A 23,566-nucleotide genomic window follows, 5' to 3' on the forward strand; every position below is an offset into this window, starting at 1 on the left:
GGTTGTTAGGAGCCAGAGTTGCCGCAGATGCCGATAAAAGGTATAAGGTCATTGCGGTTTCTGCGTTTAGAATACGAAGAAGCCCGTTTTGGAACCCGGAAAACGGGGCCCTATCGATACTTTTCAGGCTGCAGCAGGGCATGCGGGAACGCCCGGCCGCTGCTTTTGGTATCGGGTCAATACTTTATGCCCGGCTTGTAAGTCCTGTCAACTAGGGCGCTTCGATTATTTTGGGCGAGCGATGAGGTCGCCGGCGTGATCGATATCCGCTCACGACAGCCGTCTCCGAATCACGTGGCGCGTCTTTACGCCGACGGATCAGGCGGTCATGCTCGAATCGTCGATTTTGAGGCTGAGGTGTTGCGGTCTGGCCGAGTCGCCTAGCTTAATCGCCAGGGCAATCAGATAGACATCCATGACGCCGTAATAACAGATTACAAAACGGTCGAAGAATCGAAGTAGCGGATTATGGATGTTTTCCTGCTCGGTGATGGTCAAAACGGTACCGTCGCCGTCTTCTTCGAGTTCGTAAATCCAAGTACCGCTCAAGGGAAGGTCGTCGCCGACGATTTTGGTGACGAGGCGTGAAGGCAGTTTACGTTCGACTACTCGAAAATGTACTCGGCTATGCTGGGAACAGATTTCGTACCAACTGGGCAGCCCGTCGATATCGGGACCGCGCTCGGTACGGTGCAATCCCGGCCGCCACGTCGCGTAAGATTCGAAATCATTGATGATGTCCCAAACCTTATTCGGCGGGGCGCTAAGGCGGATCCGGCTGGCGGCCACATGGGTTTTCGGCAATTTTCTCCCGACGAACGTCGCCGCCAAGATCAAGACGGCGAATAGCAGCACGATGAAGAAAAAAGTCGTCATATTGCCGACCCCGGCGGCCAGGAAGCCAAATTTCCGTTGAGAGTCCGGAAGAACGACGGAGGAACGCTCCTCCGCTGGACTTAATCTTGCCAGCTATTATAGGGGTTCGTCGACAAACTCGTGTTGTAATAACGCGGATCGTAAGTCACTTCTTCACCCAACCAGCCGGGTTTCTCGAACGTTTCGTCCGGATTTCCCAGTTCGATTTCCGCGACCACGAGGCCGGTGTTGTCGCCCTCGAAAACGTCGATTTCCCATGTATGGGGCCCCACGTCGACGAAGTACCGGGTTTTTTCGATTAGGGGCCTGCGGCTCAAGGTGCTCAACATGGTGTGAGCGTCGTTTGCCGGAATTTCGTATTCGAACTCCTGCCGCTGGGTACCTATGGTAACGCTCTTGATGTTGAGCCAAGCCCGGTCGCCGCAAACCCTCACCCGGACCGAGCAATGGATTTCGTTATTGAGATACCCCTGACGAAAATAGGCGGAATCCCTGACCGAATTGCGCCAACTGTCGTTTAGGACCAAAAATTTACGTTCGATTTCAAGCGCCATCGTCGATATCTGCCGTGGAAGAAGGTGATGCGGTCTCGGTCGAGAGCCGCGATCCGAATGCAGCGCTTATTCCTGTGCATCCGCCCAGTCTTCCCAGTAGGGTTTCGGATGAAACCGTTCGCTCAAGAAATCGACGAAGGTTCTAACTTTGGCCGACAAGTGCTTGCGATGCGGGTAAACCGCATGAATCTCCAAGGGCGCCGGTACGTAATCGGTGAGCACCGGGTTCAGTCTGCCTTTGCGGATGTCCTGGCCGACCATATAAGTCGGCAGCAACACCAAGCCCAGACCGTTGATCGCGGCCATGCGCAAGGCATCTGCGACATTTGCTTCCATGTTGCCGGTGACCTTGACCACGGTGGTTTCGCCGCCGGGTATGCTGAACTGCCATTGGTCGCGCGGCGGCAAGCTGGAGTTGGTCAAGCAGTTGTGCTTACGGAGATCGTCCGGCGTCTTGGGTATTCCGTGCTTATTGAAGTACTGGGGCGAGCCGCAAACGATACGCTGAGAGCTGCCCAGCTTGCGGGCGATCAGACTGGAATCGCGCATTTCGTCGAGATGAATCGCAAGGTCGAATCCTTCCTCGATCAAATCGATATAGCCCGCCTGCAGCACCAGCTCGACGTTCACCTCCGGAAACGCCTCCATGTAGGCGGCTATCGCCGGTGCCAAATGGTACGCGCCGAAGAACGGCGTCGCATTCACCTTGAGAGTTCCGCGGGGTTCCGTTTGCAACCGGGTGACGGCGATTTCCATTTCTTCCATTTCGTCGAGAATCTGCAGGCAGCGTTCCAGATAAACCATTCCAACCTCGGTGAGGCTGAGGTTTCGGGTCGTGCGGTTCAACAGCCTGATTCCGAGGCCGTTTTCCAATTGCATCACGTGCTTGGTCGCCATGGCTCGGGACAGTCCGAGTTCTTTGGCAGCCGAAGCGAAACTCCCGGCTTTCGCGACCTTGGTGAATACCAACATGCTAGTCAATTTATCCATGGTGATCCGAGTTGATAATTTTAATTATGGAAACAATTCGTAAAGGTTATTAGATATTGTAAACCAACTTTGTTGCTCTATAGTCTACAGTCGTGGGCAAAAAGTTTTAGCCTCAGGAGGTGGTCACATGAGACGTAGCTTAGGACTGATAGTCGCATTATTCGCCGCCTCGGGAACGGGAGCGTCCCAGGCAGCCGAAGATGTTAGACAAATTGCGGAGTCCAGTATTGCAAAGTGGAATGCCGCTTTCGCCAAAGGCAAAGTCGACGAGATTCTGTCTTTGTATGCCGATAATGCAATGCTGGTACAGCCTAACGGTTCAGTATCGAAAAGTGTCGGCGAAATCCGCGCGTTTTGGCAAACACTGATTCAGAAAGGCGTTTATGCGATGGATGTCGTCGATGTGCGCGGCGAGAAGGACGATACCATCGTCGCAACGACGAAGTTGTCCGACATCAAGACGCTGCAAGGTCCGTCGCAAGTGATGAAGTATCGCTACGACGGGGTACTTTACAGTGTATTGAAACGTCAAGCGGACGGAAGCTGGAAGGCGCAAGTCCAGCAATGGACCGGTAACCACAAGATTTAAAGTCTAAAGAGAATGGCCAATCCACCTGTTGAGAGGTAAAAACAGCGATGGTCCGAAATCGACCTGAGAATCAGGTATTCCGAAAAAGAGCTTCATGGGAAGCTCTTTTTTTTGTCAAAGGAAAAGAGGACGGACATGTCGATCGATGCTTCACATGCTTTTTGCGTTGCCTTTCGGATGTTAGACTATATTCCCTACTATTTAAGTTGGAATTTCACCCGTCGACACGATTGGGTGTGCTGATTTTATCAATAGACAAAAGGAGAATCTGATGACTCATGAACTTCCCCCGTTACCTTATGCCAAGAATGCGTTGGAGCCGCATATCTCTGCAGAAACTCTCGAATACCATTACGGTAAACATCATCAGACGTATGTCACCAACCTCAATAACCTGATCGGCGGGACCGAATTCGAGAATCTGTCCCTGGAAGACATCATCAAGAAATCCTCGGGCGGTATTTTCAACAACGCCGCTCAAGTCTGGAATCACACGTTCTATTGGAATTGCCTGAAACCTAACGGCGGCGGAGAACCCGCCGGAGCATTGGCCGGCGCGATCAATCAATCGTTCGGCTCGTTCGAAAAGTTCAAAGAAGAATTCACCAAGTGCGCCATCGGCACATTCGGTTCGGGCTGGGCTTGGCTGGTGAAGAACGCAGACGGCAGTCTCGCGATCGTCAGCACCAGCAACGCCGGCAACCCAATGACGAGCAATCAAACGCCGCTGCTCACCTGCGACGTTTGGGAGCATGCCTACTACATCGACTATCGCAACGCCCGTCCGAAATACGTCGAGTCATTCTGGAACCTGGTCAACTGGGATTTCGTCGAGAAGAATTTCGGCGTTTAGGTATTATTAATCAGGCCCGTAAATACCCTCCTGGTATTTCGGGCCGGCGCCCAGGCCCGGTACACGCCCGGCCTGGGCTCACGCGGCTTGTCGCCGCGCCGGGGCATCCCTGCCCCGGATTAACCCGGCCTATATTTATAGGCCGGGTTAATAATAAATAACGGATCGGCAGTTCGTCGATCCAAATCATTTTACGAGGCCGTTAATCGTTTTCGATTAACGGCTTTTTTGTCGCCTAATCAGGGAGCGCAGTGGCCAGTGCAATCCACCCGGAGGGAAGAGCGCAAACGTCTACAGTTAAGGAAGCTCTGAATAAGTGAATTCCGTTCATGTCCCTTCGACAGGCTCACGAGAGCATTCGACAAGCCTGTCCTGAGCCCATCGAAAAACTTAATCAGAGCTTCCTTGTTTCCGAGCGGCGAAAGCTGCGCTTCGGCGGCCGGGGAGGAGCACGGCCAAGAATAAGCCGAGAGACTGTTTGTGCATGGCCGTTGACAAATAGGTAATCCTACGTGTGATATGTAGCCTCCAACCCGTGCTCCTCCCCGTTCCGAAACGCCCATGACCGTAAAGCTGAAACCCTTGGTCCTATTGCTATTGGCGGCACTTCTGGTAGCCGGCTGTGCTAGCCGGCCGCCCGCGAAGTCGCCGAAAAAAATCGGTAAGGCCAATGTCTCTCCTCCGACCCGGCTATCCCGGAACTCGTCCGCACAAGCCTCCGCGGCTGCGCGGCGTAGGCCCGAATCATCCTACCCTTCGATCCGCAGTTCATCCGGAGGCAGTCATTACCGGGCATTCCGGATCACCGGGGATTACGCCGGCTACCCGGCGCTTCAACAGTTCATCGAATACATGGTCAGCCGGCACGGATTTTCCCGCGAGTATCTGAGCGGCGTGTTTTCGCAAGCCAAGCGTAAACAGTGGACGCTCGATTACCTGGGTAAACAGGCCGATGCGGTTGGACAGCCGCGCCCCGGAGCCTGGTCGCGCTACCGCTCCAAGTTTCTTACCGAGAAGCACATCTCCAGCGGGGCCGCCTTCTGGCGCCGTCATGCTTCGGCGTTGGAGCGTGCCGGCGCGCTGTACGGCGTGCCGCCCGAGTACATTCTCGGGATCATGGGAGTGGAGACGATTTACGGCGCCAATGTGGGCAACCATCGGGTGATCGATGCGCTGACCACGTTATCGTTCGATTACCCGCGCCGGGGAGACTATTTCAAGACCGAACTGGAAAAGTTCCTGTTGATGGCACGGGACGAACGGGTCGATCCGTTCTATCCGGTAGGCTCTTATGCCGGCGCGATGGGTCTGGGCCAATTCATGCCCAGCAGTTTTCTGCAATGGGCGGTGGATTTCGACGGTGATGGTCACCGCGATTTGTGGAATCCGGTAGATGCGATCGGCAGCATCGCCAATTATTTCGCAGCCCACGGCTGGCGGCCGGGCGAACCGGTGGTGACCGCCGCCCGGGGCAGCGCCATGGCCAGAAATCTCGAATCGGGGTTCGATACCCGCTATTCCCTGGCCGCTTTGACGAGCTACGGCATTCAACCCGTCGCCGCCTTAGGCCGCGATTCCACGGTGCGCTTGCTCCGCCTCAGCGCCGACTCCGGCGACGAATACTGGCTTGGTCACCAAAACTTCTACGTGATCACCCGCTACAACCACAGCACCCACTACGCCATGGCCGTGCATCAGCTCGCCCAGGCGATCAAGCGCCGTTATTTCGAGAGTGTGGCTTTATTGCAGTAACGGATAGCGCGTTTCTCGGCTCAACGACCCGGACGATTGGCTCTCGGTTTCCCCCAGAACTTTAATCGTAGGGTGGGTTAGCGCAGCGTAACCCACCGATTCGAGGTCGCTCGGTGGGTTACGGCCTCACGGCCTAACCCACCCTACAAAAATGAGCTCCTTATTGAAGGCGATTTGGAATAAATCGGAGAAGGAAGATTTGTTAAAACGTTATCTTCCCGTAGACGGTGGCATAGGGAGAATTGTCCCGCAGCCGTTTGTAAGTGACTTGCGGATACCAGGTTCCGCTGGTGGTGGGGAGTGTCGTCAACACGTCGAAGCGCTGACCGGGAGAGATGTCTACGCTGGTGACGGTTTTCGGGGTCGGCAGGGCGCGCCCGTCCTGAACATAGATCGTGACGGATTTAAGGTTTCCGGCGCTGTCCTTGATGGCGAAGGTGCCGTTGGTGGAGTGCAGCCCCACGAGTCGCAGCGCGACTTTCTTCGATGTCGCGGCGGCAAGCGATATCGCGGGCGAGGAGGCGGCTTTTCCTCCTTGCCGCTTCGGCCCGGCCGAACAGGGCTACCAGGCACCAGGGCATGATATGTCTTAGTTTTAGTTGTTTTCGTTTTTCCATGTTTCTTACTCTTTTTGGCAGAAAGCTCAGCACGGACATTTCGATATGTTTTTCGTCTCGCCACGGCTCTCCCCTGAGCTGATCCAAGAAGCGTGGGTTGACAATCCTTTGTCGAAAAAGGCGTCTGGCCGACAATAAGGTCAAATTGGCATATCACGAGACCGCGAGTGCAGAATTTCTCCGACCGATTGGTCCGAATTCCCGAACTGACCGCACGTTGGCGTTCCGGGGGCTTGAGCGATGCCGCCTATGCGGCGCTGTATTTCTTTATCTGGCAGATCGGGATGCACGGACCGCGTTTCGCGTCGCGCAAGGTCAAGAGCGATCCGAGGCCGGACGCATCAAGTTGGCTGGCGGATTTCGACCGATCGGCCGGAAGCGAATTGGAGCGGGTGCTGGTCGATCGGATCGAGCGTTATCACTTTTTCGGTCTTATCCCGAATGCTTCGGTGGCGCTCTCGGCGTGGTTGCGCGGCGAATGGCCCCTACTGCTGACCGAGCGGATTCCGCCGCCCGGAGAAGTCCTTGAGATGCAGGCGACGGGCCGGCGGCCGGTCACGGTCGTGGCCGATTATCCGCGGCTCTTGCGGCCGGTTCTCAAGAAGCCGAACGGTTTCGCTTTTTTCGTGCACGACCTCGAACATGCCTTCAAGTTCTTCCACGACCCCAATGTCCACGACGGACAGAGGAAATTTTTCGGGTTGCTTCGGGAGACGGTTCGGCAGGGTTTATTCAGTCCCTATCTGGGCGATAAGGTTTTTGCGGAGAAGTTCGATTACCTGATCAGCGACATGAATACCCACGTGATTCACAGCCTGCGCTTCCTGGGCGCGATTCTGATCGAGTGCATCTTGCGCCGGGAAGGGAAGGCGCCGCATGAAACGCTGTCGTCCGCAGCCGGGGACGAGTTAGCCGAACTGCTGCAAACCCTGAGCCGTTGCTGGGCGTTTTCGCCGGCCGCCGAGAAAGCGATGCTGCGTCTCATCGACGGCGGGTTCGGCGAGGCCGATGCGGCTTTGATCGAGCGGGCGGTCTCGCGGGCCTCGTAGGGCGGGTTAGGCCGGAAGGCCGTAACCCACCGAAGAACCCCACACCGGCGGGTTACGCGGAGCCTGTCCTGAGCTTCGTCGAAGGGCCTGTCCTGAGCCTGTCGAAGGGCTAACCCGCCCTACAGCGAACGTTCATTTGAATGCCCTCGGGAATTACGCCGTTTCCACAACAGCCGCCTTGATTCCCGGCTCTTCGGGCCGTTCGATGACCAGCGCGGGCCGGGTTTCGCGAGCGCCGATGGTCGCCAGATCCCAGATCAGCAGAACCAGGCCGACGGCGGTGACGATTCCGAAAATCAGCCGCCAAAACATGGCCTGCGTGAACCAGGGGTGGGTCTGGGCGGCGAAATAACCGCTCCAGGTCGAGCCTTCGATAGCACGTTCGATGAACGATTGCTCGTAGCCGGCGATGAGCAGGGCCACGGTCATGCCGACCACGCCGAGATTCAAGAGGACCATCGACCATTTCCACTTCCAGCCGTTGTCGGCGAGATTGGCGCCCATCCACACATTGCCGCGCCACTGTTGTACCGCGAGATAGAAGAAGGCGATATTGATCGTGGCGTAAGCCCCGAAGAACGACAAATGGCCGTGGGAAGCCGTCCATTGAGTGCCGTGGGTGTAGAGATTGATTTGCGGCAGGGTGTGCATGAAGCCCCAGACGCCGGCGCCGAAGAAGTTGCCGAAAGTGTGCGCGATCACCCAGCCCAGCGCGGGATGATTGGTGCTCTTGAACTTGTGGACGCCGGCGTCATAGATGGAGTGCACCACCATGGCGACCAGCGGAATCGGCTCCAGGGCGGAGAAGAAGCCGCCGATGGGGAACCAGTACTCGGGGGTGCCGATCCAGAAATAGTGATGGCCCAGCCCCAGGATGCCCGAACCGAACATCAGCGCCACCTCGATGTACAGCCAGGTCTGGACGATCTTGCGCCGGGCGCCCAGGAGCTTCATCAGGCTCCAGGCCATGATGCAGCCGACCAGCACCTCCCAGGTCGCTTCCACCCAGAGATGGACCACCCACCACCACCAATAGTGATCCACGGTCACGTTGGTGGTGTAGAACATCCCCGCCAGATAGAGACCGACCAGGGCGACCAGATCGAGTGTGAGCACGCCGGAGACGCCGGACCAGCGGCCCTTGGAAAAGGTTCCCGCGACGTTGTAGAAGAACACCAGCATGACGGCGACGATGCCGATATCCGCCCACCGAGGTGCCTCGATGTATTCGCGCCCTTCGTTGATCAGCCACCGGGTGGTATCGTCGCCCGCGCCGATTTGCAGGAACAGATACACCAGCACGACGACGCCGACCGCGGCCGTCAGCACCCAGAAGGCGATCTCCCCGAGCTTGAGCCCGACGATCTCGACTCCGCTCTCTTCTTCGAGAAACCAGTAGACGGCCCCGATGAACCCGTACAGCATCCACACGATCATCGCGTTGATGTGGAGCATGCGGTTCACGCTGAAATCCAGGGTTTCGAACAGAAAGCCGGGAGCGAGGAACTGAATGGCGGCGAGCAGACCGAACAGGATTTGCGCCACAAAGAGAATCATCGCGACGATGAAATATTTCACCGCGAGCTTTTGTCCGCCGTTGAGATTTCGACTGTCAAGGACTCCGACGCTCATTATTGGTTCTCCTGTGCGTATAGGGTCTTGAAGTTATGAGGAAAGCCGTTGGTGTCTATGGCCGCCGTCCATTTGAGAAAAGCGATCAGTCCCCTGGCCTCGTCTTCGGTGATGCCGAGGTCGGGCATCCTGCGCCCGGTGCCGTACGACCTGGCGTTGCCGGCCGGGTCCTGGAGGAAAGCCAGCATCAGCGTCTCGCGGTTGGCTTCGTCCACCCAATTCGGATCCAGCCAGGACTTGGTCAGGTCGGGCGCGTAGTAGGCGCCGTTCCCCAGAATCGTATGGCAGTTGATGCAGTTCTTCGCCTGAAAGGTCTTCTTGCCGAGGGTCACGAGCTTTTCCGCCTCTTCGTCGCTCAAGGTCTTGCCGAACAGAGGCGCATCGCTTTCGACAACCGGTACGTAGCGGTTCAGCTTGGCGTTGAGACGGTAATCGATCTTCTTGTTGATGACGCTGTAGGCGGGTACGCGCGCGGTGCTGCCGGCCGACACCTTGGCCATCGAGTCGAAGGTTAGGACGATCAGCAGCAGAAACGAAACCGCCGTCACCCAGATGGCGGTTTTTTTCCAAAACGTTTCGGATGCCCATAGAGGCGTAGTGTTCACGATTGTTCCCCCTCTTGTTGTTGGTTGATGATCGGACGATCGTGTTCGGAGTGTTCGCCGGCATGAGTGACCGTGCATAGCCGCCAGATCGCCTGAGGCGCGGCGAAGTAGCCGATCAGCATGAGGCCGGCGATGATGCGCCAAAAGCCTTCGAAATGGGATGTTTCCGCCAACAGCCAAACCGAGACGGCCAGAACGCCGTAGCTGACATAGGCCAAAATCAAGAATCCGGGACGGCGCGCCAGCTTGCCCCAGGCAAAAAGCGCGGCATAAGAGGCGCCAGCGAGGATGATCGTAGCGGCCGAGAAGACGTTAACGAAGAAATCGTCGAGCGCGACCGGTTCGATCATCGGCGGTGCAAGGATGTCCGCTTGTGTGCGTTCAACCGGGAGCGCTACACGTCCAACGATTCGTCGTCGTCATATTCGTCGAATCCATCGCCGGAGTCGTCGAAGCCGGAATCGGAAGCCGGTTCGTCAGCGTTGTAGTACTCGTTGATGGTGATGTTTTCGACGTTTTCAGGAGAAGTCGATGCCGAATCGAGGAATCCGCCGCCGGAACCGTGGTGCAAAAGGTTTTCGATGCCGTGGAACAGAAACGCGCCGCCCGCGATTCCGGCCGCAGTCGCTGCCGCCGTACCTAAGAAACTCATGGCGGAGCTTTGTCCGGCCATATTCGTAGCATGGGGCGATGCCGGCGGTCCACCGGCAGGCGGCATGGACGCTGGCCGGTTGGGGGATGTGCCCCAAGGGTCCGCACCCAGAAAACCGCTCGCTTGGGAGCTTTTAACCTGCAATTGATTGATCTGATTTTGCAGTTGCTCGATTTGGGCCTTGGCGGCATTCAGCGCTCTTTCCTGCAACAGCGCTTTCTGTACGAGCAGATAAACGGCATCGGGTTGTTGTGCCGTGGCCTGATTGATGAGAGTGTCGGCTTCCGGATCTTTGCTGGATACTTTAATTTGCTTGAGCTGGTCGAGGAAATTGGTCAGCAGACGTCGTTCTTCGGTGTGCATCAGGGTCTCCGCGTGGAATATGTTGAATGATGCTGAAGTTAAGGATTTGTCAAACATTTTACAAGGTCCGACGGACGGCGCCGCTGTCGTGCGCCAGGGCAATCAATGAAATGGTTCTAAAGGAGAAATCAGCATGGCTACTGTACTGGTAACCGGTTCCAATCGTGGCATCGGTCTCGAATTTTGCAGGCAATACGCTGATGCGGGCTGGAAAGTTCTGGCGTGTTGCCGCCGTCCCGAGCAAGCGTCGGATTTGCAGGGTTTGGCCATCCATCATCCGTCGGTTTCCATTCATCAGTTGGACCTCGGAAATTTCGACCAGATCGATGCGCTGGCGCACGCCCAGGCGTCCGAAACGATCGACGTGTTGATCAATAACGCCGGAATCTACGGCGACTCCGGCCGGAATGTCCTTGGGGCGCTCGATTACGAGCTTTGGGCGCGGGTTCTGAAGATCAATGCGGAGGCGCCGGTCAAGATGATCGAGGCGTTTCTTCCCCATGTTTCGCGCAGTGAGCGCAAGTTGGTGGTCGCCATAACCAGCCTCATGGGCAGCATGGCCGATAACTCGAGCGGCGGCGCAATCATGTACCGCACCAGTAAGGCCGCGCTGAATGCCGCCATGAAGAGCCTTGCGATCGATCTCAAGCCCCGCGGGGTAGGTGTGATGATTTTGCATCCCGGCTGGGTGAAGACAGACATGGGCGGTTCAAACGCGCCGACGTCGCCGGCCGAAAGCGTCGCAGGCATGCGGCGGACGATCGAAGGTTTCGCTCTCCGCGACTCGGGGCGGTTCCTGGATTTTCGCGGACGCGAACTTCCCTGGTGAAGAAAGACGGCAAGCGTGTCATTTGAAAAAACACGGACCTTTGCCTACGCTTCATGGAACACGGGAAGATCGAAGCGAAGCTTCGAGGTGAAAGAACTTTCTCGTTGCTATGGTCACGAAAATCACTGTTTGCCAGCAAGGGGCCACTCATGTCGAGATCAATAAGAACCATTTTCCTTTCGGCGACGGCGGCGCTGGTCATGTCGTCCGCGTCGATGGCTTCGGACAATTACGGTCATGACGTGGGCATGAAATTGGGTTCGGGGCTGAGCAATCTGGCCATGGGATGGGTCGAGTTCCCCAAGAACATGATCAATACCACGAACGAAACCAACGTCATTTTTGGGCTCTCCGGCGGGTTTCTGAAAGGCGGGTTGCACACTCTAGGCCGTATCGCGTCCGGCCTCGTCGATGTCATTACCTTTCCCTTGCCTACGCAACCGATCACGAAACCTACCTTCGTGTGGCAAGACTTCGGCGTCGAAACGCAGTATGGTCCCGTCTTTCAGTTGAAAGATTAAGTCGGAGCGCGGCGGACCGTTGGTCAAGGTCCGCCTTTCTCGAAGCAAGACGGGGTGACCGAGGTTCTCCCGGCATGGAGCGCCGACTCACCCCAGCCCTCATGTCCGTCCCCAGCGTTGTCTCCGGCCGATTTAAGGCGGAGATCGATCCCGTCATTGATAATTCTCGATTCGAAATCATACCGGTCATAATAGGTCCAAGTAGGTAAGCACAATCAGCCGCGTTGACCGGTCTAATTATCCTATCAGCCTGGAATTCGAGCGGTTTTCCGAATCATCGAAACCGCCGCCGACAACATGGAACGCGGGAATTCACTGATTGTCGCCATTTAATCGCTAGCTATATTTCAGATCCAGGACGAACAGATGGTTTTGTCTGAATAGGTCGGTATATGCCAAAGGAAAAAAAAAGCAATCCAGCATCAGCGTTTCCGGATGGGATGTCCGGATTTAAATCGATAGACCGGTTTACCCGAACCTTGCTGGACGGCTTCGACGACGCGGTGTGCATGCTCGACGAGGCAGGCAACGTCGTTTTCATGAATCGGGCAGCGGAGGAGTTGTTCGGCTATTCCGAAGAAGAGCTTCGCGGACGATCCGTGTTTTCGGAACTGGAAGTGCCGGCGGAATCAACGCCGCTCCGCTGGGATCGCAAGCCTACGACGGTTGCGCAGGAACGTTTCTTCAATACCAATGAGACTCGGTTCCGCCGCAAGGACGGAACGGTATTTGGTGCCCGGTATAGACTCACGCCTCTAAAGGAAGACGGCGTCCGTATGAACCTTCTTCACCTGACCTGCATCGGTCCGTGCGAGAAGCGCGACGGCGTATTCGATACGGAGTCCAATCTCAGGGCGATACTCGACACCATCAGCGACGGCGTCATCGTCATTAATGATGTCGGGATTATTCAATTGCTCAACCCGGCCGCCGAGCGATTGTTCGGATACAAACGGGAGGAACTGATCGGGGAGAACGTCAACCGGCTCATGCCCTCGCCTTATCACGAAGAGCACGACGGCTATCTCGCCAATTACCGCAAGACCGGCATCAAGAAGATTATCGGTACCGGCCGCGAAGTCGCCGGTCAGCGCAAGGACGGCAGCGTTTTCCCGATGTATCTCTCCATCGGCGAGCTTCGGCAAGGGAATCGCCGCTTATTCGTCGGCATCACCCACGATTTGACTCGGCGAAAAAAGAACGAGGAATACCTGTCGATTCTGTCCGGTGCGGTGGAGCAAAGCCCGAACGCGATCATGATTGCCGATCTCGAAGGTCGCATCACCTTTGTGAACCGGGCCTTTTGCCGCCTGACCGGATACAGCGCCGACGAAGTCATCGGTCTGAACCCGCGGCTGTTGCAGTCGGGCCAGACGCCGCAGGGGGTTTACCGGCGGCTGTGGGAAACGATTCGGGCCGGCAAAGAGTGGCAGGGAGAGATTCAAGACCGGAAAAAATCGGGCGAACTGTATTGGGCGCTCGAAACGATCACCCCGATCCGCGATGCTTCCGGCAAGGTCACCCGTTATCTCGCGACCCAGCGGGACATCACCGAGCAGAAGCGCGCCAAGGAAGCGTTGCAGGAGAGCGAAGAGCGCTTTCGGCAAGTCGCGGAGATGGTCGGCGAGTGGTTGTGGGAGCAGGACCCGGAAGGCCGTTACGTTTACAGCAGCGGCTCGGTCTATACCATCCTCGGCTTGAAGCCCGAAGAAATCATCGGCAAGCGCTACCTGGATCTCCTGACTCCCGAGGATCGGCAACACTGGGCCGAGACCTTGCCGCCGACCGAACGCGTTCACGAGGGTTTTTACAGGCTCATCAATCATTACCGCCACCGGGACGGACACGAGGTTTTCACCGAATCCACCGGCGCCCCGATATTCGACGACGAGGGCCAGGTCGTCAAATGGCGCGGCATGGATCTGGATATTACGGCGCGCAAGCGAGCCGAGGATACCCTGCGCTTGCGCGAGCGAGCCATCGAAGCGGCGAGTGTCGGTATCGTGATCGCCGACGCCCGGCAGCCGCATTACCCGAATATTTACGTCAACCCGGCGTTGAGCCGGATTACCGGCTATTCGCGCGAGGAGTTGCTGGGACGAAACCTCAAGATATTGCAGGGTCCGGAAACCGAAGAAGCCGCTAAAGAGACGATTCGCCAAGCATTGAGGCAAGGAACCAGTTGCGAGGTCGTGTTGCGAAATTACCGGAAGAACGGAACTCCCTTCTGGAATGAGCTGCTGCTGTCGCCGGTGCGGGATGGACAGGGTGTCGTCACCCACTACATCGGCATTCAGACCGATGTGACCGAGCGCCGGCGGGCGGAAGAGGAACGGCACGAACTCGAAATCGCCAAGCACATTCAGCTCTCGCTGCTGCCGAAAAGACCGCTGCGGCTTCCGATGGCCGAGATCGCCGGGGTCTGCGTCCCGGCGAGCCACGTCGGCGGCGATTATTTCGATTACTTCCATTACGATGGAAATGCCGATATCGTCGTGGCCGACGTATCGGGCCATAGCGTCGGTGCCGCTCTCATCATGACCGAAATGCGCAGCACCTTGAAAGCCGAGACCCGAAGGACGCCGGACAATCCGGCTCCGCAGAGCGCCGCCGAGGTGTTGCGGGCACTCAACCATCTCCTTTACGAGGATTTGAGTGCGGCCGAGCTTTTCATCACGATGTTCTATCTGAAATACGATCTCGGAGAACGCCTGCTGCGCTATGCCAACGCCGGACACAACCGCGCCTTGTTGCGGAGGCAGCGGGATTGGACCGTTAGCGAACTGGACGCGGAAGGACTGATCCTCGGCGTCAAGCGGGACGTGTTTTTCGAGGAAAAAAGCCTCATTCTGGAGGCGGGCGACCGATTGCTGCTCTACACCGACGGCGTGATCGAGGCGCAGAACGAACAGGGAGAATTCTTCGGCATTTCGCGATTGTGCAACATCTTCGCCGCCGACCGCTCGGAATCGCCGGAAGCGACCATTCGAAAACTGATGAGCGAGCTGCGGACCTTCAGCGGGGAGAACGAGTTCGCGGACGACATCACCATGGTGAATTTACAGGTTCGCTGAGCGGGCAAACTTCGCTTGGTGCGTCCGGTTCGCCCGGCTCCAAGGGATGCTGGCCTTTTCGTTGTAGCGATGTGGCTCTCGTAGGTCGCGATCAGGCGGAGCCGTTCCCCGACAGGCGCGTTATGCTCGGCGCGCGGATTTGTTCAGAGCTTTCTTAACTTAGCCTTACCTTGGTTGATTTCTTATGCGCATGGTATTAAAACGCCCGATTACTGTCGTCTTTTTCGCCCTGATCTTGGCAAGCTGCGCGGAATCCGAGACGAAAACGTCTATGCAGACGGCATCCCGCCCCTCGGATTACGCCCGCGGCAAGTATGTGTATAGCGCCTTCTGTGCCGAGTGCCATGATTCCGGCCGAGACGGGGCCCCCATGCTGGACGATTCCGAAGCCTGGGAATCGCGGACCCTGGAATTGCCGTCGCTGCTGACGGATCATGCGGCCAAAGGTTTTTTGGGCATGCCGGAAAAAGGCGCCCATTCCGATTTAAGCGACGACGCCGTTCGAGATGCGGTCCATTACATGATCAGGCAGATTGCGAGCGGCGATTAGCTGCCGAATGGGTGGCGCAATGCCGACCTCGCCGCCGGGATTTTCGGGAACGGTGCAATTACTTCGGTCAGAAGGGGGCAAATCGGCCCGAGTGATGAAACTTCTACTTTAACTTTGGGGTCTTATCGAGGTTCGTCAATTTAGGTAACTCTACTTACCGGCAAGGAGTGCTTTCAACAGGGAGCGCACTCAAATCAAACGGTTTTTGTTGAACAGCTACGTCATAGCGGTACTCGGCACCTTGGCCGTATCGCTCATTCTGGCGTTTTTCAATCCGGTTTTCGCCGGATCTCCGCCGCTGCTGCTGTTTTTGGTTGCGGTACTGCCGGCGGCTTGGCGCGGGGGGCTCGGTCCGGGGCTTCTTGCCACTGCCCTGAGTACTTTTGTCGGCATGTACTTCTTGGTCGAGCCCAGTTATTCGCTGGATATCGCTGAAACCGCCGAAAGACTGCGTTTGCTCCTGCTGTTCAGCGTCGGAATGCTGCTCAGCCTGGTGCTCGATCGCTTGAAAAAATCGGAGGCCCGGGCGCGCGAAGCGGTGATCGATCGCGAGAAGGAGCTGAAGAGAGAAATCGTCGACCATTGGGAGACCGAGCAAAAGCTGAAGGATGGCGAAACCTTTGCCCGCAAGGTGCTGATGTCTTCCCTGAACGGTCTTTACATCTACGACGTAAAGACCGGTACCGATACCTTCATCAACGCCCAGTATACGAGGCTCACCGGCTATACGCTCGATGATCTCAAGACTCTGCCCGGACCGGCGTTTTTCGCCTTGTTTCACCCGGACGACCAGGCGCGAGTCGTCGCCCATCTGGAGAATCTTACGCGCATCGCGGATGGCGACGTTTCGGAAATCGAATACCGCTTCAAGACCGCGGACGGCCGTTGGATATGGTGCTTGTCGCGCGATGCGGTTTTTTCGCGGGATGCCGATGGGACGGTCCGCCAATGTATCGGGGCCTTCCTGGACATCACGGAGCGCAAGCAAGCGGAAGAAGCGCTGCGCGAGTCGGACCGCCGCAAGGACGAATTTCTGGCCATGTTGGGGCACGAGCTCCGGAATCCCTTGGCGCCGATTCGAAACGCCGTAAAGGTGATGAAGAAGGTCGGTCTGCCCCATCCCAAGCTAGCCTGGGCGAGCGACGTCATCGACCGGCAAGTCAACCAACTGGCGCACTTGGTGGACGATCTTCTCGATGTTTCCCGCATCGTCCAGGGCAAAATCACCTTGCATAAGACTACGGTCGAAGTGGATAAAGTGATCGAGCTGGCGCTCGAAACCGCCCGCCCGCTGATCGAGGCCCGCCATCACGAACTCAAGCTCACGCTGCCCGAGGCCCCTCTGCGGCTGGACGGGGATGCCGTACGCCTGGCGCAAGTCGTGGGCAATCTGCTCAACAACGCCGCGAAGTATACGCCGGATGGCGGGACGATCTGGGTGACGGCCGCTCGGAAAAACGGCGAAGCGATTATTTCGGTGCGCGACACCGGCGAAGGTATTCCGAAAAACTTGTTGCCCAAGCTCTTCAAGCTTTTCACGCAAGCCGAACGCACCTTGGACCGCGCGCAAGGAGGCCTGGGGCTGGGCCTGACCATCGTGCAGAAAATCGTCGAATTGCATGGCGGCTGGGTCGAAGCCAAAAGCGAAGGTCCCGGCAGGGGAAGCGAATTTATCGTATATCTACCGGCTTTAGCGCCGGCTCTCGAGACCGATTCGCTGTTTAGGGAAGCCGTGAACAAATCCGAAAGCCTTTCGGGTTGACCGTCCGCCGGGGCCGATAGGTGTAGAGGACTGAAATCATCCGGACCAGGACCACATTTAGTTGCAACTGACCGCCGTCGGTGCACATGGGCAATTTGTGTGGACGCAGAAGGGCTGCGACGGTCACCACCAGACCGCGCAGGAAGTCATGAGCGGGTACACCCCCGCTACCGGCGTTACACCACCATTCCCAACCATCCCGGCGACACGTCGGAAGGCACGCCCCAGGCCATTTTCAGGCAGGCGGGAATTGAGCCAGAAATAGTCTTGAAGGGATAACGGACAGTACACGAGTGTATCTCGGTAGCCGGGCTGTCCCGTCGCAACGCGCGGTACGGTCGTGGCTGGTTAGTTAAACTCCAAATTTGTTTTTTTCTATCTCTGCTATGGCTGATAGGGAGATACAAGGACAATGCTCTAAAAAATATTCAAAATATTCCGCCACTTTCTCCTTTCTCCCTTCACGCATACAATCTTCTGAAGCTATAAGCATTGCGCCCAGTTTCTTGGACCACTCTGACTCGTCGCTTCTAAGGGCATATATCAAATCGACGAACTCCTGGCGTGATAGTGAATTCGGCGCTGTTCTTCCTCGCCAGTACTTTGAGACTATCTCTCGCAAAAAGTCGACATTCTCCTCACAGTACCTTTCTTGTAACTGATGAGGATCCAGCTCGGCGAAGTCATGCAATCGGCCGAATAGTTTGTCAACGTCATCGTTAGGCATTTCTTACTCGCATTGATTTTTTCGAGGACTACACGATCCGGGACCTTGGAACGGCCATTCCTGCTGCGCTGTACATTTGTTCAAGCAAGCGCCGCAGTCTCCTCTTCAATTTTGTATTACGCATCGTTCATATAGGCGAATGCATTGACCCCGCCAGTCATCTGGACTTGGCCAAGGCTCCGCGTCTCGACCACCACGCCCATTACGTCCGCGATCATCTCCATCGCGTCCCCGTTTTAGTCCATCCGGATCAGTCCAGCGCGGTAGGGCGCAATAGCGTACTCGCGTATTGCGCCGAATAAAGGCCGAATTCATGCGGCGGAATACGCGAGTACGGTATTCCCTACGCGAGCTGGACGACGAAGTGGGGGTGTATCTGCAGGAACGCGCCAAGGCCAAGGGCATCGAGGTCAACCGCCTGGTCAACGACATGCTCAAACGGGACATCGATTTGATTGAGGCGGTGAAATAAACGTTTAGGTCAGGATAAAAAACCTGATCGCCAAGGAATGACTCTCGGATTATCTCTCCGCATCATGGTGAATTGCCGCGCGAATCCGCCATGTGGCCGTCGTGCACAAGCGAAGACAGCTCAGCACTGACGACGTTAGCCTACGGCTATTGGGAGCTCAGGGGAAAGGTACGCGGTGCGTACCCTTCTGTCTGGCTCTCGGGTCAGTCTTTTACGTAAGTGAATGAGAACGAAACGGTGGCGCCAATGCTGCTTAGCCAAGCCAAATCTTCCGCTGTAAATTGGGATTCATAATCTACCGCCCCTTCCTCGTCTGAACCTAGCGCGACAAATATACTGAGTTCCACCTCTTGTACACCGGGGATGTCAGAGGGAGAACATTTAGCGGAAACAAGCTTCTGCCGAAGCCAGCCTATTCGATCCGATAGCGATGTCGATTCCGTCTGTGAGATTAGTTTCCAAAACCCGATCTTTGTCACAACTTCTTTATCCGTACGGGTACGCCATTTTTCTCCCGTCATCCGTGCCTTTGATGCGTCTACGCCAAGCGTGGCAGAAACTAAGGCCGGATCGAGAGAATGTCCGCGCAAATAGAGAACAACATCCACCAATGGTTGTGAGCTTTCCAAGCTGTCGCGACTATTCACTATCGAGATTCCCAATAACTTCGCCTTCCGGATCAATGACATCGCCAGTCGAAGGATTGACACCGTACTTGTCCGTTGCCTTGCTCATATTGTCGTCTTTTTTAATGTCATGGAAACGTCGGCGTCCTTCTTTTGCGCCACAGCCATTTCTTCGTCCCCATTCGTCAGCTCCTTTGTCACCAGGCCAATATCCAGGCGGGAAATTGGCCTTCATTGGCGGGACGATATCCGACCCTTCGCCGACGGGACTTGGGTAAATCAGTCCACCGAGAACGCCAAGGGCTGTCCCTAACGCACCGGCAGCAGCGCCGCCAACGGCCCCCGTGGCCGGAAACGGCATAACGGCTTCCAATCCCCTGGGATCGGTGTAGCGGATCGGATTATTCCCGACATAGGCATAGGTATTTAGACCACCCACGAGCCCGATCGGATCGCTCTCCAGATACCGCCCGAGGCTCGGATCGTAATCGCGGAAGTAGTTGTAGTGTAGCCCCGACTCGCCGTCGTAGTACTGGCCCGGGAAGCGCAGGTTGAGTGTGAGGGGCTGTTGATCGCCATCCGGGTCTTCCTCGGGGCGACCGCCCCCGAAAGGATCGGAGTCCCAAAACCAGGCTACGGTCTGATTTTGATCGGTCAGAAGCCTCGGCGCAGCAAGGTGGTCGGCCTGAACGAAATAGACGGCGGGTTCGCTTTGTGGTGGGGCGCCGCCGACACAGGTCGGGTAATCGCAACGCAAGACCAGCCGGCGCGCGTCGAGGACGGTAATCCAATGGTCGCGGTCGAGGTCGCGGGGGTCGCCGGGGCCAACCGGCTGGTTGCGGGCTTGAAGTAGGATGTCCACATCGCTCCGGTCGATGACCCCGTCGCGGTTGAAGTCCTGCTCGCGACCCTCGGGAGAGCGGATGAAGGCCAGCGGCAGATCGTCGAGATAGACAAATTCCCGCAGGGGCTGGCCTGCTTCGCCGCTTTCGGCAATGAGGTGCCCGGCCGCATCGTAGTGGTAGCCCGTAGTCTGGAAGGTGGTTTTTTGTACGCGCTGTCCCAAACCATTGTATCGGTAGGCGGCCCGGGGCAGGCTCTCCTGGTTGACCGTTGTGAGTCGGCCGTCCTCACGATAGCCGAATTGGTAGCTGCCCGCGCCGACCATGCGACCGGCTTCGTCATAAGCAAAGCTGCGGTTGTCCAGCCCCTCGGCCGCGAGCAGCCGATGAGTATCCAGGGCATAGCGGTATGCCGTCTGACCCGCGCTGCGGGTTTCGAGGAGGCGGTTGCCGACCTCGTCGTAACTCCAACCGCGACTGCCGTAGGGACCATTGGCGCCGATCAGTCGGTCCAGGGCATCGTAGGTAAAATTCTGGTTGCGGCCCATGTCCAGCCTGTTCGTGATACCGAGGATATTGTCTGCTTCGTCCAACGCGTAAGCGTGATGCTGTACCGTACCCGCCGCCTGCTCGGTCAGGCGCCCATCGGCATCGAAGCTGCGCGTCAGGATCAAACCGTTGCCGAAGGTGAGCTCCGCCAGAGGACCAAACGGCCGATAGCTGAGGCCGGTCGCTACCACCTCGGTCTGTCCCTGACTGGTACTCCGGACCTCCGTGATCCGTCCCGTGTTGTCCCGCGGATAACCGATCACCCGCCCAGACGGGTAGGTCAGGCTCACCAAGCGGTCCGCGTCGTCGTAGCCGTAACGGGTGGTATACGACAGTCCATCGATCGTTACGGTTTGGGTCGTCAGCCGGCCACGAACGTCGTACTGGTAGGCGGTATCGCCAGCGCCGTCGGTCAGGCCGGTCAACCGGCCTAGCCCATGGGGTCCCTGGTCATAGGTGTAGCTGACATCCGATGCCGTACCGGGATAATCGACACTTAAGAGCCGGTTGAGGGCATCGTAGCTCGAGGTCGTTGTGATACCGTTGGCATCTTGGCGGGTGAGCCGGTTGCCGGCGCTGTCGTAACTGTAGAGAATTGTGCCGGTGTTGGGGCTGATTTCCTGGAGGAGATCACCGAAACCGTTGTAGGTGTAGCTGGTCGTGAGGCTGGCGGGGTCGGTGACGGCGAGGAGCCGATCGAGGGCATCGTAGCTGTAGCCGGTGACGCCGGTGAGGGGGTCGGTTTCGGACACCAGCCGGTTCAAGGCATCGTAGGCGTAGGTCGTCACCCGGTTCAAGGGATCGGTGACGCTGGTCAGATTGCCATTGGCGTCGTACCCGTAGTGGGTGGTCTGACCGGCCGCACCGATCGATTGGGCCAGCCTGGAAAGGCTGTCGTACACCCACTGGTGTTTCCGGGCGAGGGTGTTGGCGGGATCGAACACCTCTTCCCTGAGCTTATTACCGGCCAGGTCGTAGGTGGTGTGGATGGTGTTGCCCAAGGCATCGGTGATGTCGGTCAGCCGGCGGGCGGCACTGTAGGTGTATTGGAGATAAGCCCCGTTAGGCAGGGTGACCTGGGTCAATTGGCCGACCCCGTCGTATTGGAAGGTGGCGGTCGTCCCGTCCACAGTCCGGCTAATGAGTCGGCCGCGAGCATCATAGGCCAGATCGATCACGAGCCCGTTGGGATCGGTGATGCGACCGACCCGGCCGTGGGCGTCGTAGGCGCCGTAGGTGGTGACGTGCCCCAAGGCATTGGTGACGGTGCTCAGGTTGCCCTGGGCATCATAGGCCAAGGTCGTCAGGTCGGCGACATCGGTGCGGGGACCGTCGACGCTCGTGACTTGGCCATCGTCGTTATAGGTGTAGGTCCAGGTGCGACTTTGGCCGCCCGCGGTAATGGTCTTGGTGAGGCGGTTGCCGTGGCTGTCATAGGTAAAACTGATGCTTCGACCTGGCTCAGATATCTTGGTCGGCAGCCGAAAGGTCGAATGCCATTGGGTCGTGATTGCGCGCGCCTCGGGGGTTCCTGCTGCTTCGGTCCGACTGATCTCCAGGTTACGGTTGAGGTCGTAAACATAAGTCGTTTTTACCCCCTTGAAGTCCGTCAGACTCGTTACGTTACCGTTAGCATCGAAAGTCAGATTGCTTGCTGCCGTGCCGCAGCCAGACATACATGGCTGGTTGACACTCTTAAGACGGGCGCTTCCGAGAAGATGTTGGAACTGGTAGGTATAAACCGTATTGAGCGGATCGGTTACTGTGCTGGACTGACCCGCATTGTAGGTGACGCGGTATTTATCGGCGCCGCCGGCATGCTCGGTTGAAATTGCCCTTCCCTGGGCATCATAAGTGAAAGTCGCGTACCGGTTGCCGTTCTCGTCAATGATGCCGGTTAGTGCATGTGGTAGATTCGCGCCAGAGGTATGGGCCAGTTCGTTGTATAGATAGGTCTTAGTGGTGCCATCTGGATAGGTAACGCCGGTCAGATTGCGGTCGGCATCATAGGTATAGCTATAAACGCCGCCAGCCGGATCAGTCATGGTATGAATTAGGCCGTTCTCGTTATAAGTGAAGGTTAGCGTGCGTCCGCCATTATCTGTGACCGTAGAAATCTTGCCGCCGGAATTGGCAATGCGATTGATATTGACCGTTAGCCCGCCCTTACTAATCGATTTGGCATATCCACTGAGCATCACAATCCTGTTATCTTCGTCTATGAAGCGATCCCCGACGCGGCTTCCGTTTTCCCAGACCGCCTCAATCGATACGTCTTCATCGGAATCCGGTTCGACGCGATTGGTCGCTGGGTTATAGCTCATATTGAGGACGCGACCGTCGCTTCGAAAGATCGTTACGGCGCCCTGTCCCGTACTTCCGGAAGCTCGAATCATGTAATTGTTGGTCCATCCCCATCCCATGGAGCCGCTTTCTGTTTCAGCTCCCGGGATTACGGTGATCGCACTGTTGTATGTCCTCACGAACTCCAGCGGGAAACGGCCGCTTCCGCGGTAGTCGACCTCAATCTGAAGCTTGTTGCCCGTAGCATGATTGATGGGATTACCCTTTGGACAGAACTTCGGTTGGCCTTTGTTTTTCTCGGCCTTCAGCGAGACCCCTGAAATGCATTTTCCATCACTTTGTCGCGGCGCATAGCCAACAGGACATTGCCAGGTGGGTTCGATATAAACAAATGAAGGCGAAATGTCGGGTGTAGTGAGCCAACCGCCACAGCCAAGCTCTCCAGTGGCTGCGTTGGTGTACACTATTTTGCCTCCGTTTTGTGGTGGATCGTGTCTGATAACCGTATATCCGCAGACCACATCATTGATTTTAATAACTCCATCGGGTTGACTTGAAAGCAGATCAGCCCAAATGGCGCCCGCCATTTCGTCAACACTTGGATAAGATCCAAGTTTGCCCCCCTTATACAAGGAATAATACGGAGGTCCACCGACCTTCGGTGGACTAGCTTCAAACGCCGAGACCGCCTGACTCATCGTAAAGGTCATTGCTACAAAAATGAGCGGCGTTATTCTTGGAACAACCACTTTATGTTTATTCGTCATGGATTCTTCCG

21 protein-coding genes and 1 pseudogene are annotated in these 23,566 nt (G+C 56.8%); 11 read left to right on the top strand and 11 right to left on the bottom strand.

What is annotated here, in order from left to right:
• Positions 1–318: 318 nt before the first annotated feature.
• From ACR2R1_RS17165 to ACR2R1_RS17175, 3 genes are all read right to left on the bottom strand, one after another.
• Positions 319–876, bottom strand: a complete 558-nt coding sequence (locus tag ACR2R1_RS17165) for an SRPBCC family protein (RefSeq protein WP_077728588.1) — start codon at positions 874–876, stop codon at positions 319–321.
• An 80-nt stretch (positions 877–956) separates the two neighbouring features.
• Complete coding sequence (locus ACR2R1_RS17170; RefSeq protein ID WP_077728589.1) at positions 957–1,430, bottom strand: CYTH domain-containing protein; 474 nt, start codon at positions 1,428–1,430, stop codon at positions 957–959.
• Between the two features lie 66 nt (positions 1,431–1,496).
• Positions 1,497–2,420 (bottom strand): LysR family transcriptional regulator, encoded by a 924-nt coding sequence (locus tag ACR2R1_RS17175; protein WP_077728590.1) that lies wholly within the window; start codon positions 2,418–2,420, stop codon positions 1,497–1,499.
• A gap of 127 nt (positions 2,421–2,547) precedes the next feature.
• Between ACR2R1_RS17175 and ACR2R1_RS17180 the strand changes: the two genes are divergently transcribed.
• From ACR2R1_RS17180 to mltB, 3 genes are all read left to right on the top strand, one after another.
• On the top strand, positions 2,548–3,009 hold the full coding sequence (locus ACR2R1_RS17180; protein WP_086134892.1) for a YybH family protein: 462 nt from the start codon (positions 2,548–2,550) through the stop codon (positions 3,007–3,009).
• 271 nt (positions 3,010–3,280) lie between these two features.
• Positions 3,281–3,862 (top strand): superoxide dismutase [Fe], encoded by a 582-nt coding sequence (gene sodB / locus ACR2R1_RS17185; protein WP_077728592.1) that lies wholly within the window; start codon positions 3,281–3,283, stop codon positions 3,860–3,862.
• Between the two features lie 561 nt (positions 3,863–4,423).
• Positions 4,424–5,614, top strand: a complete 1,191-nt coding sequence (gene mltB / locus ACR2R1_RS17190) for a lytic murein transglycosylase B (RefSeq protein ID WP_077728593.1) — start codon at positions 4,424–4,426, stop codon at positions 5,612–5,614.
• 202 nt (positions 5,615–5,816) lie between these two features.
• On the opposite strand, the gene ACR2R1_RS17195 is transcribed toward mltB, so the two are convergent.
• A complete protein-coding gene (locus ACR2R1_RS17195) occupies positions 5,817–6,122 on the bottom strand; it encodes a hypothetical protein (RefSeq protein WP_139841128.1) in 306 nt (101 codons plus the stop codon).
• A 276-nt stretch (positions 6,123–6,398) separates the two neighbouring features.
• Between ACR2R1_RS17195 and ACR2R1_RS17200 the strand changes: the two genes are divergently transcribed.
• Positions 6,399–7,280: a hypothetical protein gene (locus tag ACR2R1_RS17200; RefSeq protein WP_434111101.1), complete on the top strand. Its 882-nt coding sequence runs from the start codon at positions 6,399–6,401 to the stop codon at positions 7,278–7,280.
• Positions 7,281–7,433: 153 nt separating this feature from the next.
• On the opposite strand, the gene ACR2R1_RS17205 is transcribed toward ACR2R1_RS17200, so the two are convergent.
• From ACR2R1_RS17205 to ACR2R1_RS17220, 4 genes are read right to left on the bottom strand one after another with little or no spacing between them, the layout of a single operon-like run.
• The gene (locus ACR2R1_RS17205) at positions 7,434–8,912 is read right to left on the bottom strand and encodes a cbb3-type cytochrome c oxidase subunit I (protein ID WP_434111102.1); all 1,479 of its coding nucleotides are present in this window, start codon (positions 8,910–8,912) and stop codon (positions 7,434–7,436) included.
• Positions 8,912–9,517 carry a c-type cytochrome gene (locus ACR2R1_RS17210; protein WP_434111104.1) on the bottom strand — a complete coding sequence of 202 codons (606 nt, stop codon included), beginning with the start codon at positions 9,515–9,517 and terminating at the stop codon, positions 8,912–8,914. The genes ACR2R1_RS17205 and ACR2R1_RS17210 overlap by 1 nt, the downstream gene beginning before the upstream one ends.
• Positions 9,514–9,867: a hypothetical protein gene (locus ACR2R1_RS17215; RefSeq protein ID WP_434111106.1), complete on the bottom strand. Its 354-nt coding sequence runs from the start codon at positions 9,865–9,867 to the stop codon at positions 9,514–9,516. The genes ACR2R1_RS17210 and ACR2R1_RS17215 overlap by 4 nt, the downstream gene beginning before the upstream one ends.
• A gap of 44 nt (positions 9,868–9,911) precedes the next feature.
• Positions 9,912–10,532, bottom strand: a complete 621-nt coding sequence (locus ACR2R1_RS17220) for a DUF2076 domain-containing protein (protein WP_077728599.1) — start codon at positions 10,530–10,532, stop codon at positions 9,912–9,914.
• Positions 10,533–10,665: 133 nt separating this feature from the next.
• On the opposite strand from ACR2R1_RS17220, the gene ACR2R1_RS17225 reads away from it, so the two are divergent.
• The 7 genes from ACR2R1_RS17225 to ACR2R1_RS17255 all read left to right on the top strand — a co-directional run bounded on the left by ACR2R1_RS17225 (position 10,666) and on the right by ACR2R1_RS17255 (position 18,467).
• Positions 10,666–11,361, top strand: coding sequence for an SDR family oxidoreductase (locus ACR2R1_RS17225; RefSeq protein WP_434111109.1), 696 nt, complete (start codon positions 10,666–10,668; stop codon positions 11,359–11,361).
• 149 nt (positions 11,362–11,510) lie between these two features.
• Positions 11,511–11,882, top strand: coding sequence for an exosortase system-associated protein, TIGR04073 family (locus ACR2R1_RS17230; RefSeq protein WP_077728601.1), 372 nt, complete (start codon positions 11,511–11,513; stop codon positions 11,880–11,882).
• Between the two features lie 440 nt (positions 11,883–12,322).
• Entirely contained in the window at positions 12,323–14,956 is a 2,634-nt protein-coding gene (locus ACR2R1_RS17235) for a PAS domain S-box protein (protein WP_086134943.1), read from the top strand.
• 271 nt (positions 14,957–15,227) lie between these two features.
• Positions 15,228–15,506, top strand: a complete 279-nt coding sequence (locus ACR2R1_RS17240) for a c-type cytochrome (RefSeq protein WP_434111111.1) — start codon at positions 15,228–15,230, stop codon at positions 15,504–15,506.
• Positions 15,507–15,711: 205 nt separating this feature from the next.
• Positions 15,712–17,268: a PAS domain-containing sensor histidine kinase gene (locus ACR2R1_RS17245; RefSeq protein ID WP_434111113.1), complete on the top strand. Its 1,557-nt coding sequence runs from the start codon at positions 15,712–15,714 to the stop codon at positions 17,266–17,268.
• 99 nt (positions 17,269–17,367) lie between these two features.
• A complete protein-coding gene (locus ACR2R1_RS17250; RefSeq protein WP_434111115.1) occupies positions 17,368–17,547 on the top strand; it encodes a type II toxin-antitoxin system HicA family toxin in 180 nt (59 codons plus the stop codon).
• A gap of 761 nt (positions 17,548–18,308) precedes the next feature.
• Complete coding sequence (locus ACR2R1_RS17255; RefSeq protein WP_434111117.1) at positions 18,309–18,467, top strand: hypothetical protein; 159 nt, start codon at positions 18,309–18,311, stop codon at positions 18,465–18,467.
• Positions 18,468–18,670: 203 nt separating this feature from the next.
• Here ACR2R1_RS17255 and ACR2R1_RS17260 read toward each other — a convergent pair whose 3' ends face one another.
• The 3 genes and pseudogenes from ACR2R1_RS17260 to ACR2R1_RS17270 form a co-directional block, all read right to left on the bottom strand.
• Positions 18,671–19,114, bottom strand: a complete 444-nt coding sequence (locus ACR2R1_RS17260) for a hypothetical protein (protein WP_434111119.1) — start codon at positions 19,112–19,114, stop codon at positions 18,671–18,673.
• Positions 19,107–22,808, bottom strand: coding sequence for an RHS repeat-associated core domain-containing protein (locus ACR2R1_RS17265; protein ID WP_434114258.1), 3,702 nt, complete (start codon positions 22,806–22,808; stop codon positions 19,107–19,109). The genes ACR2R1_RS17260 and ACR2R1_RS17265 overlap by 8 nt, the downstream gene beginning before the upstream one ends.
• 12 nt (positions 22,809–22,820) lie before the next feature.
• Positions 22,821–23,555: pseudogene (locus ACR2R1_RS17270) on the bottom strand (DUF6531 domain-containing protein); the annotation flags it as partial.
• Positions 23,556–23,566: the final 11 nt, after the last annotated feature.

It is taken from the genome of Methylocaldum sp. GT1TLB (genome assembly GCF_051027445.1).
GTDB lineage: Bacteria > Pseudomonadota > Gammaproteobacteria > Methylococcales > Methylococcaceae > Methylocaldum.

Excerpts from the sequence above, each read along its gene's own strand:
- ACR2R1_RS17165 (WP_077728588.1), bottom strand. The coding sequence starts at position 876 with ATGACGACTTTTTTCTTCATCGTGCTGCTATTCGCCGTCTTGATCTTG.
- ACR2R1_RS17170 (WP_077728589.1), bottom strand. The coding sequence starts at position 1,430 with ATGGCGCTTGAAATCGAACGTAAATTTTTGGTCCTAAACGACAGTTGG.
- ACR2R1_RS17175 (WP_077728590.1), bottom strand. The coding sequence starts at position 2,420 with ATGGATAAATTGACTAGCATGTTGGTATTCACCAAGGTCGCGAAAGCC.
- ACR2R1_RS17180 (WP_086134892.1), top strand. The coding sequence starts at position 2,548 with ATGAGACGTAGCTTAGGACTGATAGTCGCATTATTCGCCGCCTCGGGA.
- sodB (WP_077728592.1), top strand. The coding sequence starts at position 3,281 with ATGACTCATGAACTTCCCCCGTTACCTTATGCCAAGAATGCGTTGGAG.
- mltB (WP_077728593.1), top strand. The coding sequence starts at position 4,424 with ATGACCGTAAAGCTGAAACCCTTGGTCCTATTGCTATTGGCGGCACTT.
- ACR2R1_RS17205 (WP_434111102.1), bottom strand. The coding sequence starts at position 8,912 with ATGAGCGTCGGAGTCCTTGACAGTCGAAATCTCAACGGCGGACAAAAG.
- ACR2R1_RS17215 (WP_434111106.1), bottom strand. The coding sequence starts at position 9,867 with ATGATCGAACCGGTCGCGCTCGACGATTTCTTCGTTAACGTCTTCTCG.
- ACR2R1_RS17220 (WP_077728599.1), bottom strand. The coding sequence starts at position 10,532 with ATGCACACCGAAGAACGACGTCTGCTGACCAATTTCCTCGACCAGCTC.
- ACR2R1_RS17225 (WP_434111109.1), top strand. The coding sequence starts at position 10,666 with ATGGCTACTGTACTGGTAACCGGTTCCAATCGTGGCATCGGTCTCGAA.
- ACR2R1_RS17230 (WP_077728601.1), top strand. The coding sequence starts at position 11,511 with ATGTCGAGATCAATAAGAACCATTTTCCTTTCGGCGACGGCGGCGCTG.
- ACR2R1_RS17235 (WP_086134943.1), top strand. The coding sequence starts at position 12,323 with ATGTCCGGATTTAAATCGATAGACCGGTTTACCCGAACCTTGCTGGAC.
- ACR2R1_RS17240 (WP_434111111.1), top strand. The coding sequence starts at position 15,228 with ATGCAGACGGCATCCCGCCCCTCGGATTACGCCCGCGGCAAGTATGTG.
- ACR2R1_RS17255 (WP_434111117.1), top strand. The coding sequence starts at position 18,309 with ATGCGGCGGAATACGCGAGTACGGTATTCCCTACGCGAGCTGGACGAC.
- ACR2R1_RS17265 (WP_434114258.1), bottom strand. The coding sequence starts at position 22,808 with ATGAGCTATAACCCAGCGACCAATCGCGTCGAACCGGATTCCGATGAA.